Origin of the sequence: Methylobacterium sp. Leaf466, from assembly GCF_001425565.1 — a bacterium.
Lineage (GTDB): Bacteria > Pseudomonadota > Alphaproteobacteria > Rhizobiales > Beijerinckiaceae > Methylobacterium.
In genome coordinates this window covers 272826-286405 of record NZ_LMRC01000012.1, presented here as the reverse complement: position 1 = coordinate 286405, position 13580 = coordinate 272826, and the positions used below count along the sequence as shown (strand labels likewise).

Annotated in this window: 13 protein-coding genes; 7 read left to right on the top strand and 6 right to left on the bottom strand. The window is 70.2% G+C overall.

Annotated elements, in window-relative coordinates; translation table 11 throughout:
• Window positions 1-178: 178 nt before the first annotated feature.
• The gene (locus ASG59_RS07640; protein WP_055885927.1) at window positions 179-745 is read right to left on the bottom strand and encodes a NifU family protein; all 567 of its coding nucleotides are present in this window, start codon (window positions 743-745) and stop codon (window positions 179-181) included.
• A 255-nt stretch (window positions 746-1000) separates the two neighbouring features.
• Between ASG59_RS07640 and rplS the strand changes: the two genes are divergently transcribed.
• Window positions 1001-1459, top strand: coding sequence for a 50S ribosomal protein L19 (gene rplS, locus ASG59_RS07635; RefSeq protein WP_055885924.1), 459 nt, complete (start codon window positions 1001-1003; stop codon window positions 1457-1459).
• 348 nt (window positions 1460-1807) lie between these two features.
• Here rplS and ASG59_RS07630 read toward each other — a convergent pair whose 3' ends face one another.
• Entirely contained in the window at window positions 1808-4135 is a 2328-nt protein-coding gene (locus tag ASG59_RS07630) for a Tex family protein (protein WP_056407842.1), read from the bottom strand.
• Between the two features lie 83 nt (window positions 4136-4218).
• On the bottom strand, window positions 4219-5733 hold the full coding sequence (locus tag ASG59_RS07625; protein ID WP_056407840.1) for a L,D-transpeptidase family protein: 1515 nt from the start codon (window positions 5731-5733) through the stop codon (window positions 4219-4221).
• A gap of 187 nt (window positions 5734-5920) precedes the next feature.
• Here ASG59_RS07625 and ASG59_RS07620 point away from each other — a divergent pair, with 187 nt between their 5' ends.
• From ASG59_RS07620 to ASG59_RS07610, 3 genes are all read left to right on the top strand, one after another.
• The gene (locus ASG59_RS07620) at window positions 5921-6763 is read left to right on the top strand and encodes an SDR family NAD(P)-dependent oxidoreductase (RefSeq protein ID WP_055885912.1); all 843 of its coding nucleotides are present in this window, start codon (window positions 5921-5923) and stop codon (window positions 6761-6763) included.
• A gap of 168 nt (window positions 6764-6931) precedes the next feature.
• On the top strand, window positions 6932-8410 hold the full coding sequence (gene zwf, locus ASG59_RS07615; RefSeq protein ID WP_056284262.1) for a glucose-6-phosphate dehydrogenase: 1479 nt from the start codon (window positions 6932-6934) through the stop codon (window positions 8408-8410).
• Window positions 8411-8719: 309 nt separating this feature from the next.
• Window positions 8720-9412, top strand: a complete 693-nt coding sequence (locus tag ASG59_RS07610; RefSeq protein ID WP_056407838.1) for a GntR family transcriptional regulator — start codon at window positions 8720-8722, stop codon at window positions 9410-9412.
• Window positions 9413-9423: 11 nt separating this feature from the next.
• Here ASG59_RS07610 and ASG59_RS07605 read toward each other — a convergent pair whose 3' ends face one another.
• The gene (locus ASG59_RS07605; protein ID WP_347379679.1) at window positions 9424-9684 is read right to left on the bottom strand and encodes a PepSY domain-containing protein; all 261 of its coding nucleotides are present in this window, start codon (window positions 9682-9684) and stop codon (window positions 9424-9426) included.
• Between the two features lie 89 nt (window positions 9685-9773).
• Window positions 9774-10574, bottom strand: coding sequence for an enoyl-CoA hydratase/isomerase family protein (locus ASG59_RS07600; RefSeq protein ID WP_056408089.1), 801 nt, complete (start codon window positions 10572-10574; stop codon window positions 9774-9776).
• A gap of 136 nt (window positions 10575-10710) precedes the next feature.
• Between ASG59_RS07600 and ASG59_RS07595 the strand changes: the two genes are divergently transcribed.
• On the top strand, window positions 10711-11112 hold the full coding sequence (locus tag ASG59_RS07595; protein ID WP_156399154.1) for a hypothetical protein: 402 nt from the start codon (window positions 10711-10713) through the stop codon (window positions 11110-11112).
• Between the two features lie 10 nt (window positions 11113-11122).
• On the opposite strand, the gene ppk2 is transcribed toward ASG59_RS07595, so the two are convergent.
• Window positions 11123-12046 carry a polyphosphate kinase 2 gene (gene ppk2 / locus ASG59_RS07590; RefSeq protein WP_056407834.1) on the bottom strand — a complete coding sequence of 308 codons (924 nt, stop codon included), beginning with the start codon at window positions 12044-12046 and terminating at the stop codon, window positions 11123-11125.
• A gap of 168 nt (window positions 12047-12214) precedes the next feature.
• On the opposite strand from ppk2, the gene ASG59_RS07585 reads away from it, so the two are divergent.
• Together ASG59_RS07585 and ASG59_RS07580 are read left to right on the top strand one after the other, a co-directional pair.
• Entirely contained in the window at window positions 12215-12397 is a 183-nt protein-coding gene (locus tag ASG59_RS07585) for a DUF1508 domain-containing protein (protein WP_055885897.1), read from the top strand.
• A gap of 154 nt (window positions 12398-12551) precedes the next feature.
• Complete coding sequence (locus ASG59_RS07580) at window positions 12552-13577, top strand: CorA family divalent cation transporter (protein ID WP_056407831.1); 1026 nt, start codon at window positions 12552-12554, stop codon at window positions 13575-13577.
• Window positions 13578-13580: the final 3 nt, after the last annotated feature.

Below are 13580 nucleotides of genomic sequence, written 5' to 3'. Positions count from 1 at the left end.
CGGGCAACGGTGCACCGGGTCTCGATGACGTCGACCCGCCGCGGCAAGCGTAAGGGTAGGCCAGAACCGGCGCCGCGTCAGCGCCGCAGGAGGCGGTGCCGGGCGTTAATGGCCGGGGTGTTGCACAGGTGCTTCGCCGCGGCCTGCGGCGAAGACCGGATGCCGGATCCCCTGACGTTCAGACGGCGCGGACCTCGCGCACGTCCGGCAGGAAGTGCCGGAACAGGTTCTGGACGCCGTTGCGCAGGGTCGCCGTGGAGGACGGGCAGCCCGAGCAGGCTCCCTTCATCTCCAGGTAGACGATCCCCTCCTTGAAGCCGCGGAAGGTGATGTCTCCGCCGTCGCTAGCCACCGCCGGCCGCACCCGCGTCTCGAGCAGGTCCTTGATGGTGACGACGGTGTCGTGGTCGGCCTCGTCGTAGAACTCCTCGGCCTCGTCGTCTTCGGTCGACGTTCCTTCCGCCATGACCGGGGCGCCGGACTGGAAATGCTCCATGATGGCACCGAGGATGGCGGGCTTCACCTGCGGCCAGGCGTCGTCACCCTCGGCCTTGGTCACGGAGATGAAGTCGTGGCCGAAATAGACGCCGCTGACGCCTTGAACCGCGAACAGGCGCTGGGCCAGGGGCGAGCGGGCGGCGGCATCCGCATCGCGCGCCTCGAAGGTGCCCTCGGGCAGCACGACGCGGCCGGGCAGGAACTTCAGGGTCGCCGGATTGGGGGTGGCTTCGGTCTGGATGAACATGGGCTCTTCGATCCTCGTCCGCTGCGCCGGTTCAAGGCCGGCCGGGAACGGCGGCGGGAACGACCCGCCGCCACAGGTCATGTGGACCGTGCCGGGGATTTTCTCAACCGAGCGGGGCGGGACGATTTCGCCGGCGTCCACATCGACACGGGGCGATTCCTCCTGTATGGGCAGCGCCAACTCACAACAGGATGCCGAAATCCTGACGCGGGTGCCCCTTGCCGGGGCGCCTGGCGCGACGCGGCGGAGCATATCATGAACATCATCCAACAGCTCGAGCAGGAGCAGATCGCTGCGCTCGGCAAGACCATTCCCGATTTCCAGCCCGGCGACACGGTGACCGTGAACGTCAAGGTGAAGGAAGGCGAGCGTACCCGCGTCCAGGCCTACGAAGGCGTCTGCATCGCGCGCTCGGGCGGCGGCCTCAACGAGAGCTTCACCGTCCGCAAGATCTCCTACGGCGAGGGCGTGGAGCGCGTGTTCCCGATCTACTCGCCGCTGATCGATTCGATCGCGGTGGTCCGACGCGGTAAGGTCCGGCGCGCCAAGCTGTATTACCTGCGCGATCGCCGCGGCAAGTCGGCCCGTATCGTCGAGCGCGCCGACCGCCCCGCCGAGAAGGCCGCCAAGGCCGACGCTGCCAAGGTCACCAAGGACGCCCGCAAGGCCGAGAAGGCCGCCAAGTCCGCGGCCAAGTCCGCCGCCGCGGAGTGAGCGGACCGCCCGGGCCGCTCACGGCCCGGGCCTCTATCGATACGAGGTGGAAGCCGGCTCCTGGAGCCGGCTTTTTTCGTCGGTCGGGCCGACGCCGGTCGCGTCGGTAAGCACAGCAATCGGGTGAAACCCGATTGTCGATCGTCCGGGCGTGAAGAGCGCCCCGCGGAGCGGGCGCTGTAGGACATCCGTCCTACAACGCGTCGAGCGGAGCGATAGCCAAGGTCGCGGAGGCGGCCGCCGGCGCTTGAGGCCAGTCAGAAACCGAGGGTGATCGGGTCCACCCGATTGCCCTACGTCTGGCGGCCGGAGCCATCGATCCCGCGCCCCGCGTCGGCGGCACGATCCTCAGGAGCGTCGGCCGGTCTGGGCGGTGGCCCTGCGCAGCGCCTCCGCCAGGGCCCCGCCCTGGTCCGACTTTTCGGCCGGCTTGGACGACATCGCGCGTGGATCGACCCGGCCGGCGGGCTGGCGCTGGCCGGAACCGGGCTGGGCACGGTCGATGGGATCGTCGAGCCGCATCGACAGGGCGATCCGCTTGCGGGGCACGTCCACGGACAGCACCAGCACCCTCACGACATCGCCGGCCTTCACCACCTCCGAGGGCGCCGAGACGCGCTTGCGGGAGAGGGCAGAGATGTGGACGAGGCCGTCCTGATGCACGCCGATGTCGACGAAGCAGCCGAAGGCGGCGACGTTCGTGACCACGCCCTCCAACTGCATGCCGGGCTCGAGGTCGGTGATCTTCTCCACGTCCTCGCGAAAACTCGCCGTCTTGAAGGCCGGACGGGGGTCGCGCCCGGGCTTTTCCAGTTCGCCGATGATGTCGCGCACCGTCGGCACGCCGAAGCGCGTATCGGCGAAGGCCTCTGGCGAGAGCCGGCCGAGCACGGCGTCGTTGCCGATGAGGGCCGTGATGTCGCTCTTCGTGGCTTCCAGGATCCGGCGCACCACCGGGTAGGCCTCCGGGTGGACGCCCGAGCGGTCGAGGGGGTCCTCTCCGCCCTGGATGCGCAGGAAGCCCGCCGAGAGCTCGAAGGTCTTGGGTCCGAGGCCAGCCACCGCCTTGAGCGCCTTGCGCGTGCGGAACGGGCCGTTGGCGTCGCGGTGCGAGACGATGTTGGCGGCCACCGATTCGCCGAGCCCCGAGACCTTCGCCAGGAGTGCGGCGGAGGCCGTGTTCACGTCGACACCCACCGCGTTGACCGCATCTTCCACCACGGTGGCGAGAGAGCGCGACAGCTTGGCCTCGCCGATGTCGTGCTGGTACTGGCCGACCCCGATGGACTTCGGGTCGATCTTCACGAGTTCGGCCAGCGGGTCCTGCAACCGACGTGCGATCGAGACGGCACCGCGGTGCGAGACGTCGAGGTCGGGCAGTTCGCGCGACGCGATCGCGGAGGCCGAATAGACCGACGCCCCGGCCTCTGAGACCGAGACCTTGGTCATCCTCAGGTCGGGGTTGGCCGCGATGATCTCGGCCGCCAGCTTGTCGGTCTCTCGCGAGGCGGTGCCGTTGCCCACCGCGAGCAGGTCGACCCGGTGGAGGCGGCAGAGCCGGCCCAGCGTGGCGACCGTCTCCTGCCACCGGCGCTGGGGCTCGTGCGGATAGGTGGTCTCGACGGCCACGACCTTGCCGGTGGCATCGACGACGGCGACCTTGGTGCCGTTGCGGTAGCCGGGGTCGAGGCCCATCGCGGTCCGGCCGCCGGCGGGGGCGGCCAGCAGCAGGTCCTTGAGGTTGGCGGCGAACACCTTCACCGCCTCGGCCTCGGCCTTCTCGAACAGCCGGGTGCGCAGGTCGACCTTGATTCCCGTCCGGATCTTGGTGCGCCAGGCGGACCGGACGGTCTCCAGGAGCCAGCCGTCGCCGGGACGGCCCTTGCCCGAGATGCCGTGCCGGCGGCAGATCGCGAGTTCGAAGGCCCCCGGCGTCCCGGGCGGAGAATCCTCGCCCTCGGCGGCGAGGTCGATGCGCAGGAACTCCTCCTTTTCGCCGCGCAGCAGCGCGAGGATGCGGTGCGAGGGCATCCGGTCCAGGCGCTCGCTCCAGTCGAAGTAGTCGGCGAACTTGGCGCCGGCGGCCTCCTTGCCCTTCGCGACCCTGGAGACCGCCTTGCCGGAGCGCCAGAAATCCTCGCGCAGGCGCCCGACGAGGTCGGCGTCCTCGGCGAAGCGCTCGGTCAGGATGGCCCTGGCGCCCTCAAGGGCCTCTTCGACCGTGGCGATGCCCTTGGCGGCCGAGACGAAGCCCACGGCGACCCGCAGCGGGTCGTTTTCGGGCGCGCCGAGCAGGGTATCCGCCAGGGGGGCGAGACCGGCTTCGCGGGCGGCCTGCGCCTTCGTGCGGCGCTTGGGCTTGTAGGGGAGGTACACGTCTTCGAGACGCGCCTTGGTGTCGGCGGCGGCGATGGCGGCGGCGAGGTCCGGCGTCAGCTTGCCCTGGGCGCGGATGCTCTCGCTGATGGCCTCGCGCCGGCTCTCCAGCTCGCGCAGGTAACCGAGCCGCTCCTCGAGCGCCCGTAGCTGCACGTCGTCGAGGGAGCCCGTCGCCTCCTTGCGATAGCGGGCGACGAAGGGGACCGTGGCGCCGCCGTCGAGCAGGTCCACCGCGGCGGCCACCTGCGCCTCCCTCACCCCAAGTTCACGGGCGATCAGCAGGGTCACGGACGTCATGGGGTCTCCGGGTCGGTCGCGGGATCGGCACGGACAGCTCTACCCCGGCGGCCCCGGCCGATCCAACCGGCCGCGCGGCGTCCTCAGCGGTTCGGCGTGCCGGCCGACCGCGACGGGATCGGGCCGGGCGGGATCGGAGCCGTTTCCGCCGCCGGGAATGGCCGGCCGAGCGCCGGCTTGACCGCAGGATTGACGGCGGGCTTCGGCGAGGCGCGCGGCGTCACCGATCCCGTAGTGGTGACATCGGGACCCGGCGCGGCTGCCGCGGCCGGGCTGTCGATGCCGTAGATGTCGTCGCGGAAATGCGCCCGGCCATCGGGCGTGGCGTAGCCGGTGAGATAGACGAAGGTCACCGGGATCTGCTTGGTGAGCTTGATGTCGACGCGCTCGTTGGTGGCGATGCTGGTCTCGATCTCGATCGGCCCCCAGGCCGAGCCGGCGCCGTGGGGACCGGGGGTCCCTTCGAGCAGCCAGCCGGCCAGTTCCTTCACCTGCGCCACCCGCACGCAGCCGTGGGAATGAAAGCGGACGTCGCGGGCGAACAGCGACTTCGACGGCGTGTCGTGCATGTAGACCGCCTGGCGGTTGGGCATGTCGATGCGCACCTGGCCCAGCGAGTTGTCGAGGCCCGAATCCTGCCGCAGCGTGTAGGTCGCCGCCTTCTCGCCGGCCCAGTCGACGGTGGTGGGATCGACCTCGATGCCGCCGGGGCCCAGGATGCGGATGCGCTCTCGGGCGAGATAGCCCGGATCCCTGCGCATGCGCGGAATGATCTCCTTCTTGATGATCGAGACCGGCACCGTCCAGGTCGGGTTGAGGTTCACGCTGGAGATGCGCGCCTCGATCCTCGGTGTCGCCTTGTCCGGCTTGCCGACCACGGCGACGTAGCGACGGGCCACGACACCGCGCTCGACCGCCTCGACGGTGGCCGCGGGGATGTTCACCACGACGTAGCGGTCGCCGAACGCGAAGGTCGACCCGAGCTGGCGGGCGGCCGAGGCGGAGAGCTGGCGCTGGCGCACCCGCGCCGGAACGTTGAGGGCGGCCACGGTCTGGCGGCCGACGAGACCGGTCTCGGGCAGGCCGTGCCGGGCCTGGAACGCCATCACCGCCGCCACGAGCGGCGCGTCGAGCGCGTCCGACACCGGCGTGTCGGGGGCGAGATCGCCGACCATGGCGAGATGCCGGCGCAGCGCCGGAACGGCGGCATCGCGGGCACCCGGCTTGATCACGAGGTCCGCGGGCAGGGTGCCCCAGCCGCCGGCATCGGCCATGGCCTGGTAGCGGTCGGCCATGCGCAGGGTATCGAGGAAGGTCGAGGCCGCCAGGGTCGGCAGTGGATCGGCCGAGACCCTGGCGATGACCATGGGCGGCAATTCGCGGGATTTCCGGGCGGGTGCCGGCTCGCCGGGCTTGACCTCGGCCGAGGGCGCCGGAGCCGGCGTCTCCGGCGCCGCCCTGGCGGCAGCCGTCACGTCCGCACCGGCGACGACGGGCGGCGCCGGCTCGGCGCGCGCACCCATCGGGCCGAGCATCAGCACGGCGAGGGAGAAGCCCACGCAAAGGCGGGCGGAAACGGGTACGCGACGCGCAGACACGGGCAGGCCTCGTGATCGATCAGGCCCGGAAGGATGCGCGGCGGCTGGTTACCAAATTCCCATCCTGCACGCCGTGCGCGAGCCCGCTGCCCGTCCCGTCGCCGGACAGACCGGTGCCGGAGCGGGGTGCCGGAGACGGGCTGCGAACCTATGTGAGACCGCGACAGGGATCGTGAAAGGTTTCACCATGGACGACGTGTTTCACGCCGGTCGCACCGCCATCGTCACCGGGGCGGCCAGCGGGATCGGGCTCGCCGCCGCCAGGCATTGCGCGAGCCGGGGCATGACGGTCTGGCTGGCCGATCTCCCGGGGGCGGCGCTGGAGGCGGCGCGCGACGAGGTCGCGGGGCTCGCGGCAGGCCCCGCCCTCGTCCATGCGCGTCCGACCGATGTGGCGAGCCGCGAGGCGATGGAGGCCCTGCGCGAGGCCGCCTGCGCGAACGGACCGCCCGCCTTCGTCATGCTCAACGCCGGGATCGAGGCCGGCGGCACCCTGTTCTCCGACGACGCGACCTGGCGGCGCATCCTCGGGACCAACCTGTGGGGGGTCGTCAACGGCATCCACGCCCTTGCGCCGGCGATGATCGAAGGCGGAGAGACCGGGGCCATCGTCGTCACCGGATCGAAGCAGGGCATCACCACGCCGCCGGGCAACACGCCCTACAACGTCTCGAAGGCCGGCGTGAAGGCGGTGGCCGAGGCCCTCGCCCACGACCTGCGCAACCGCGACGGCGTCCGCATCGGCGCCCACCTCCTCGTTCCGGGCTTCGTCTACACCGGCCTCACCAGGGCGCGCGGCGTGGCCGCCAAGCCAGACGGCGCCTGGACGCCGGAGGAGACCGTTTCGTTCATGGTCGCAGGCATGGAGCGGGGCGACTTCTACATCCTCTGCCCCGACAACGAGACGACGCGGGGCCAGGACGAGAAACGCATCGCCTGGGCGGCGGGCGACGTCATCGAGAACCGGCCGGCCCTGTCGCGCTGGCACCCCGATCATGCGGACGCCTTCGCCGCCTACATGGCCGGGTGACGGATCGGCACGGATGGCGACGGGCTTGCATAGCCCGGCTTCGAGGCCGGGCGGAGCGGGCGCGGGCGCGCGGCGGCTTTCGCTTGCACGACACGACACGGTATCCGACACCGTGCCGACTTCCGTCGATGGCCGAAAACCGTCTGTGACAACGCCCAGGAGCCGCCCTTGGCCACCATCATTCCCGTCGCCTCGTTCGATTGCGTCGTGTTCGGCGCCACCGGCGACCTGACCACCCGCAAGCTCCTGCCGGCGCTGTACTATCGCTTCAAGGACGGCCAGATCCCCGGAACCAGCCGGATCATCGGCGCTTCCCGCTCCGAGATGAGCGCGGAGGGGTTTCGCGAGCGAGCCCGCGACGCCCTCAAGAGGTTCGTTCCCGTCCCCGACCTGCGCGACGAGGTCCTGGCCGCCTTCCTCGATCACCTCGACTACGTGGCGGTGGACGGTGCCGGCGAGGAGGGCTGGGCGACCCTGGCCGCCAAGCTCGCGGAGCGGCCCGATCAGGTGCGGCCGTACTATCTGGCGACCTCGCCGGACCTCTACGGCCCGATCTGCCGCAACCTCGCCGCCCACGGGCTGATCGGCGAGAAGTCCCGCGTCGTCCTGGAGAAGCCGATCGGCAAGGACCTGAAGTCGGCCCGCGCCATCAACGACGCCGTCGGCCAGGTGTTTCCCGAGGAGCAGATCTTCCGGATCGACCACTACCTCGGCAAGGAGACGGTTCAGAACCTGCTGGCACTGCGGTTCGCCAACACCATCTTCGAGCGGCTGTGGAACGCCGACGTCATCGATCACGTCCAGATCACGGTGGGCGAGACGGTCGGCGTCGAGGGCCGCGCCGGCTATTACGACACCTCCGGTGCGCTACGCGACATGGTGCAGAACCACCTGCTGCAGCTCCTCTGCCTGATGGCGATGGAGAGCCCGCTCACCCTCGACGCGAACTCGGTGCGCGACGAGAAGCTGAAGGTCCTGCGCGCCCTCAAGCCGATCACCCCCCACGACGTCCAGACGGTCACCGTACGGGGCCAATACGCCGCCGGCGCGGTGGCGGGACAGCCGGTGGAGGGCTACCGGACCGACCTGGGCGGCGAGACCCTCAGCCGCACCGAAACCTTCGTCGCCTTGAAGCTCGAGGTGCAGTCCTGGCGCTGGGCCGGCGTGCCGTTCTACCTGCGCACCGGCAAGCGGCTTCCGAAGAAGCTCTCCGAGATCGTGGTGCAGTTCCGCGCGTCGCCGTTCTCGATCTTCCCCGCCGAATCGTTCGGGCGCGAGCCCAACCGCCTCGTCATCCGGCTGCAGCCGGAGGAGGGCATCAAGCTCGAGGTCATGACGAAGGACCCCGGGCCGGGCGGGATGCGGCTGCGGCCGACCAACCTCGACATCTCGTTCGAGGAGACCTTCAAGCAGCGCTACCCCGACGCCTACGAGCGCCTCCTGATGGACGTGGTGCGCGGCAACGCGACGCTGTTCATGCGCCGGGACGAGGTCGAGGTGGCGTGGGCCTGGGCCGACTCGCTGCTCAAGGCCTGGGCCGACCGGCCGGAGCCGCCGCGCCCCTATCCCGCAGGAAGCTGGGGCCCCACCGCCGCCATCGCCCTGATCGAGCGCGACGGCCGGACCTGGCACGAGGATTTTCACTGACGCCGTCCGCTCGCTGGGTAAGTGGGCGGCCCCGGACACTTGGCGCCAACGCCGGGGGCCCCGGCTGCGCGAAGAAGCGCGGGTCTCGCTGACCTCCGACACGAGGCGGTCCGCAGGTGCGACCATTCGACCCTGGGTGGCACCCCAGTCCGTCGAGACACCCCTCAGGTGCCGCCTGTGCATACCTCCGTGCAGATGCGGGTCTGCGTATTCGACCCTGCACGTACCGCTCGACACGGCGTCGGTTGAAGCCTAACGATGGCTGCACACGAAAACGTGTTTCAAGGCTCGGTACCAGCGCGTTGACAAATGACAAGAACTGAAAGCGCACCTGGTATCAATCGACGCTACCTGCACGACGAGGTCGTCGAACGGATGCGCGACCTGATCGTCTCCGGCCAACTACCGCCTCGCTCGCGCGTCAACGAAGGCGAGTTGACGGAGCGGTTCGGCATTTCCCGCACGCCGCTGCGCGAGGCCATCAAGATCCTGGCCACCGAGGGGCTGCTGGAACTCCTTCCCAATCGCGGCGCCCGCGTCGCCAGCCTCGCCCTCTCGGAGATCGAGGAGATGATCGAGGTGATCGCCGGGCTCGAAGCCACGGCGGCCGAGATCGCCTGCACGATCATCGGCGATGACGAGGTCGCGGCGATCGAGGCGGATCACGCCGCGATGATGGCGGCCTGGAAGCGCGGCGACCAGAGGAAGTACTTCGTCTACAACCGGGCCATCCACGAGGGCCTGATGTCGGCCAGCCGCAACGCGACCCTCAACCACATCTACGCCGGCCTTTCGGGGCGCATCCAGCATTCCCGCTACTCGGTCCACCAGACCGCCGCGGAGTGGGCCCAGGCCGTCGACGAACACGACCGAATGATCGCCCTGCTGCGCGCCCGCGACGGTAGTGCGCTCTCGACCCTCATGCGCGCCCACGTCCGCGCCCGGAAGGCCGTCATCGTCGCCAACTTCGTGGAGCCGGCGGAGGGGATGACGCCGGCCTAATCCGGCAGGGATCAGTCGGGCATCTCGCCGAGGACCGCACCGGTCTTCGGGTCGAGCTCGAACTTCATCTTGCGGCCGTCCTTGATCCCTTCGCCGTCCCAATGGCCGTCGTCGGCCTCCAGCTTGGTCACCTCCGAGTAGCCGGACGACAGCATCTGGCGCTTGACCGCATCGGCGGTCATCCAGTCGGGGCCGGGCTGGTCCGCGAGAGCCCCGCCGGACGCGACTGCGACCAGGACGAGGGCGGCACCGTAAGCTTTGAATCTCATCATGGATCTCGGGTTTCCCGTGGCTGTTCGCGAAGAGATAGGGCGGGACCGGTCCGGCGTCCGGTCGTCGCGGGGATGGAGGTGGGGGCGCTTCAGCGGCCTGTCCAGTTCGGGGCGCGCTTGGCGAGGAACGCCTCCATTCCCTCGCGGAAATCGGCGCTGGTGTAGCAGAGCCGGATGAGGTCATCGCCGGGGCGCTCGCCGTCGGTGCGGTCGTGGACGTCCTGGAGACGACGCAGGCCCTCCTTGGTCGCCTGCAGGGTCAGCGGCGCATGGCCCGCGAGCAGGGTGGCGAGGGCTCCGGTGCGGTCCCGCAGGGCGGCGGCATCCGCCACGACCTCGCCGACGAGGCCGATTGCCAAGGCCTCGTCTCCCTCGATGAGGCGCGCCGTGAAGATCATGTCCTTGACCCGTGCCGGACCGACGAGGGCCGACAGCCGCGCGAGGTTGCCGAGCGACAGGCAGTTGCCGAGGGTTCGTGCGATCGGAAACCCGAACCGGGCGTCGCGCGTGGCGATGCGCAGGTCGCAGGCCGCCGCGATCGCCGCCCCGCCGCCGGTGCAGGCGCCCGCGATCGCCGCCACGGTCGGCACCCGCAGCCGTTCGAGCGCCCCCATCACCCGGTCCATGAACCGTTCGTAGCCGATGGCATCCTCGGCCGTCTCGAAGCTTCGGAACTGGGCGATGTCGGTGCCGGCGGCGAAGGCCCGGTCGCCGGCACCGGTGATCACCAGGACCTTGATCGCGGTATCCGCATCGATCGCCGCGCAATGGTCGATCAGCCCCTGGTACATCGCGAACGTCAGGGCGTTGCGCGCCTGCGGCCGGTTGAGGGTGAGGCGGGCGATGCCGGCGGGATCGACGTCGAAGAGCAGTTCGGGGCTGTCGCTCATGATGGCCTGCACAGGGTGACGGGAACGCCCGACCCTAGCGCAAGTTGATGGGCGAGTTCACCGCCCGACAGCCCGCGCGGGCGATGCGTCTTCGATCAGAGCGCACCGCTCCCCATTCGATGAGATGTCCAGCGCCATGCGCCCATCTTCCGCCACGACCCTCACCGTCGGATCGGCCCTGTTCCTTCTGGCCGGCCTCCTGCCGGGCGAGGCCTCGTGCCTGCGCACGGTCGCCAACAAGACGCCGCACACCGTCCTGGTGAGTCAGGACGGCGGCCCCGCCTTCACGGTGCGTGCGCATGCGAGCCGCCGCTTGCGCTACGACAGGTCCGGCGAGATCGCGGTGTCCGTCGTGTGCAGGGCACGGGACCGTTTCGCGGCGCCGCAGCCGCCGGCCTTCACCGCACGCTATGCGGTCGTCGCCGTGCGCGATCGCTGCTGGGTCGACATCGACGGCGGCGGCACCGCACCGCTCGCCCTCAACGCGCCCCGCCAGGGCGACATCGTCGTGGCCCGGTACGGCCTGGCCTGCCCGTAGCCGCCCCCGATCAGTAGCGGGACGGCACGAACATCTCGGACGGGACCGGCTGGCGCGCGTAGTCGTCGTGTCGCACCCGCTCGGGCAGGACCACGGTGGGATGGGGGACCTCGCCGTAGGGGATCTGCGTCAGGAGGTGGTCGATGCAGTTGAGGCGGGCCTTCTTCTTGTCGACGGCCTCCACCACCCACCACGGCGCCTCCGGGATATGGGTGCGGGCGAGCATCACCTCCTTGGCCTTGGTATAGTCCTCCCAGCGGCGGCGGGACTCCACATCCATCGGCGACAGCTTCCACTGCTTGAGCGGGTCGTGGATCCGCATCTGGAAGCGTAGGGCCTGCTCCTGGTCGGTGATCGAGAACCAGTATTTCAGGACGATGATGCCCGAGCGGACCAGCATCCGCTCGAAATCGGGCACCGACTGGAAGAATTCCTCGTATTGCGCGTCGTTGCAGAAGCCCATCACCCGCTCGACGCCGGCGCGGTTGTACCAGGAGCGGTCGAACAGCACGATCTCGCCGTCGGCCGGCAGGTGGGCGACGTAGCGCTGAAAGTACCATTGCGTGCGCTCGCGCTCGCTCGGGGCGGGTAGGGCGGCCACGCGGCAGACGCGCGGGTTGAGGCGCTGGGTGATCCGCTTGATCGCGCCGCCCTTGCCGGCCGAATCGCGGCCCTCGAACACCACCACCACCCGCAGCTTCTGCGACTGGACCCAATCCTGCAGCCGGACGAGCTCGTGCTGGAGGCGGAACAGCTCGCGGAAGTAGAGCCTGCGGTCCATCTGCGGAGCGCGGGGATCGCCCGCGACGGCGTCGGCCAGGCGTTCGAGGCGCTCCTCCTCCATCTCCATTTCGAGTTCTTCGTCGAAGTCGTCGGCGACCTCCCTGCGGATCGCCTCGATGTCGAAGGTGCCTGCCTGCCGCCCGTGATCCATCGTCGTTCCAACGCCTCGAGGTCCCACGGGCGCTTAGACCATGCCGATGTGACAGTTCGGCGAAACGCCCCGCCGTCGCGCACGCCGCGGCGGGCACCCCTGGATTCCGACGCCGACATTCTTTAAGGTTGATTCGCTACCTAGAGTTATTATTGCGTGAGGACATCGATGAGCACCTGCAAGGGACGCGACGGCGACACCTGGGAGATCTACGCCAGCGGGACCGGCTGGCGGTGGCGCCGCACGGCATCGAACGGCAGGATCGTCGGCGCCTCCACGGAAACCTACGCCAGCAAGGCGAACTGCATCGAGAACGCGCGCCGCAACGGCATGGATTGCACGCCGGCGTAGGGCGCATGGTCGACAGGGGCCGGCCCGCGTCGTCTTCCGGCGACGCGAGGCGGCCCGGTCAGGCTCGGCAAGGGCGTCATCAAGGTGTCGCCGCTACGCGCGATGGAGCCGGGGACGGTTCGGCACTTTGCCGGCGAGGAACCGGCAGGGCCCGATGCCGCGACTTCTCACCGACGAGGCCGTCCTTCCCGGCCTGATCTTCGGGCTCCACTTCGACGGGCGGGGCCGCGCCTTGCTCCTCGAGACCGGCGCCGACCTGCCGCCGCTCGATGCCGCCGCCGGCTTCGTGTGGCTCCACGTCGACCTCGTCGATGCGCGCCTTCACGGCTCCGTCGAAGCCGGGCGGCTCGGACCGCCGCGTCTGGCCGCGGCGATCTTCGCCCGTGACGGCCACCAGCGCGTGGTGGTCGATGGAGCGGAGTTCGGCCTCGTCGTCGCCGATCGCGAACGGGATTTCGCCGGCGCGCTGAGCGACGAACCCACCGGCCGGCTACATTGCGTGCTCGGGCAGGGCTACCTCGTCAGCGGGCGCCGACACGCCACGGCCTGCGCGGAGGCCGCCCGCGACGCCGCCCTGGCAGGCCTGACGGTCACCTCGCCCGCCCGCCTGCTCGAACTCTTCGTCGGCCACGTCGTCCAGGCGATGGAGGCGGGCGCCGTCCGCATGTCCGAGGAACTCGACGCCATCGAGGACCGGATCCTCGACGGGGCGGGTGCCGACGACACCGGTCCGTTGGCGCCGATCCGTCGCCGGGCGGTGCGCCTGCGCCGCCAGGTCGCCGGCCTCGGCGCCGTGTTCCACCGCCTGGAGGCCGAGACCGACGACGACGGCGACGCCTTGCCGGAGGCGGTGATGACCATGGCCGCCCGCGTCGTCCAGCGCATCGATTCCCTCGACCGCGACATGGGTGTGCTGGCCGAGCGCAGCCGCCTGCTCCAGGACGAGATCGCCGGCCGCACCGCCGCGCAGACCAACCGACAGCTCTTCACCCTCTCGATCCTGACCTCCCTGTTCCTACCGCCGACCCTGGTGACGGGCGTGTTCGGCATGAACAGCAAGGGCCTGTTCCTCGCCGACTTCGAGAACGGCTCGACCATCGCCCTGGGGATCGGCGCGCTCTCGTCCCTCGCGGTGTTCCTCGTCATCCGCCGCCTCGGTGTCGCTGGTCGGCGCGGTTGATCC

Coding starts and splice junctions, on each gene's coding strand:
- ASG59_RS07630 (WP_056407842.1), bottom strand. CDS start 4,135: ATGACGTCCGTGACCCTGCTGATCGCCCGTGAACTTGGGGTGAGGGAG.
- ASG59_RS07585 (WP_055885897.1), top strand. CDS start 12,215: ATGAGCACCTGCAAGGGACGCGACGGCGACACCTGGGAGATCTACGCC.
- rplS (WP_055885924.1), top strand. CDS start 1,001: ATGAACATCATCCAACAGCTCGAGCAGGAGCAGATCGCTGCGCTCGGC.
- ASG59_RS07610 (WP_056407838.1), top strand. CDS start 8,720: ATGACAAGAACTGAAAGCGCACCTGGTATCAATCGACGCTACCTGCAC.
- ASG59_RS07620 (WP_055885912.1), top strand. CDS start 5,921: ATGGACGACGTGTTTCACGCCGGTCGCACCGCCATCGTCACCGGGGCG.
- ASG59_RS07600 (WP_056408089.1), bottom strand. CDS start 10,574: ATGAGCGACAGCCCCGAACTGCTCTTCGACGTCGATCCCGCCGGCATC.
- ppk2 (WP_056407834.1), bottom strand. CDS start 12,046: ATGGATCACGGGCGGCAGGCAGGCACCTTCGACATCGAGGCGATCCGC.
- ASG59_RS07605 (WP_347379679.1), bottom strand. CDS start 9,684: ATGATGAGATTCAAAGCTTACGGTGCCGCCCTCGTCCTGGTCGCAGTC.
- ASG59_RS07640 (WP_055885927.1), bottom strand. CDS start 745: ATGTTCATCCAGACCGAAGCCACCCCCAATCCGGCGACCCTGAAGTTC.
- ASG59_RS07580 (WP_056407831.1), top strand. CDS start 12,552: ATGCCGCGACTTCTCACCGACGAGGCCGTCCTTCCCGGCCTGATCTTC.
- ASG59_RS07595 (WP_156399154.1), top strand. CDS start 10,711: ATGCGCCCATCTTCCGCCACGACCCTCACCGTCGGATCGGCCCTGTTC.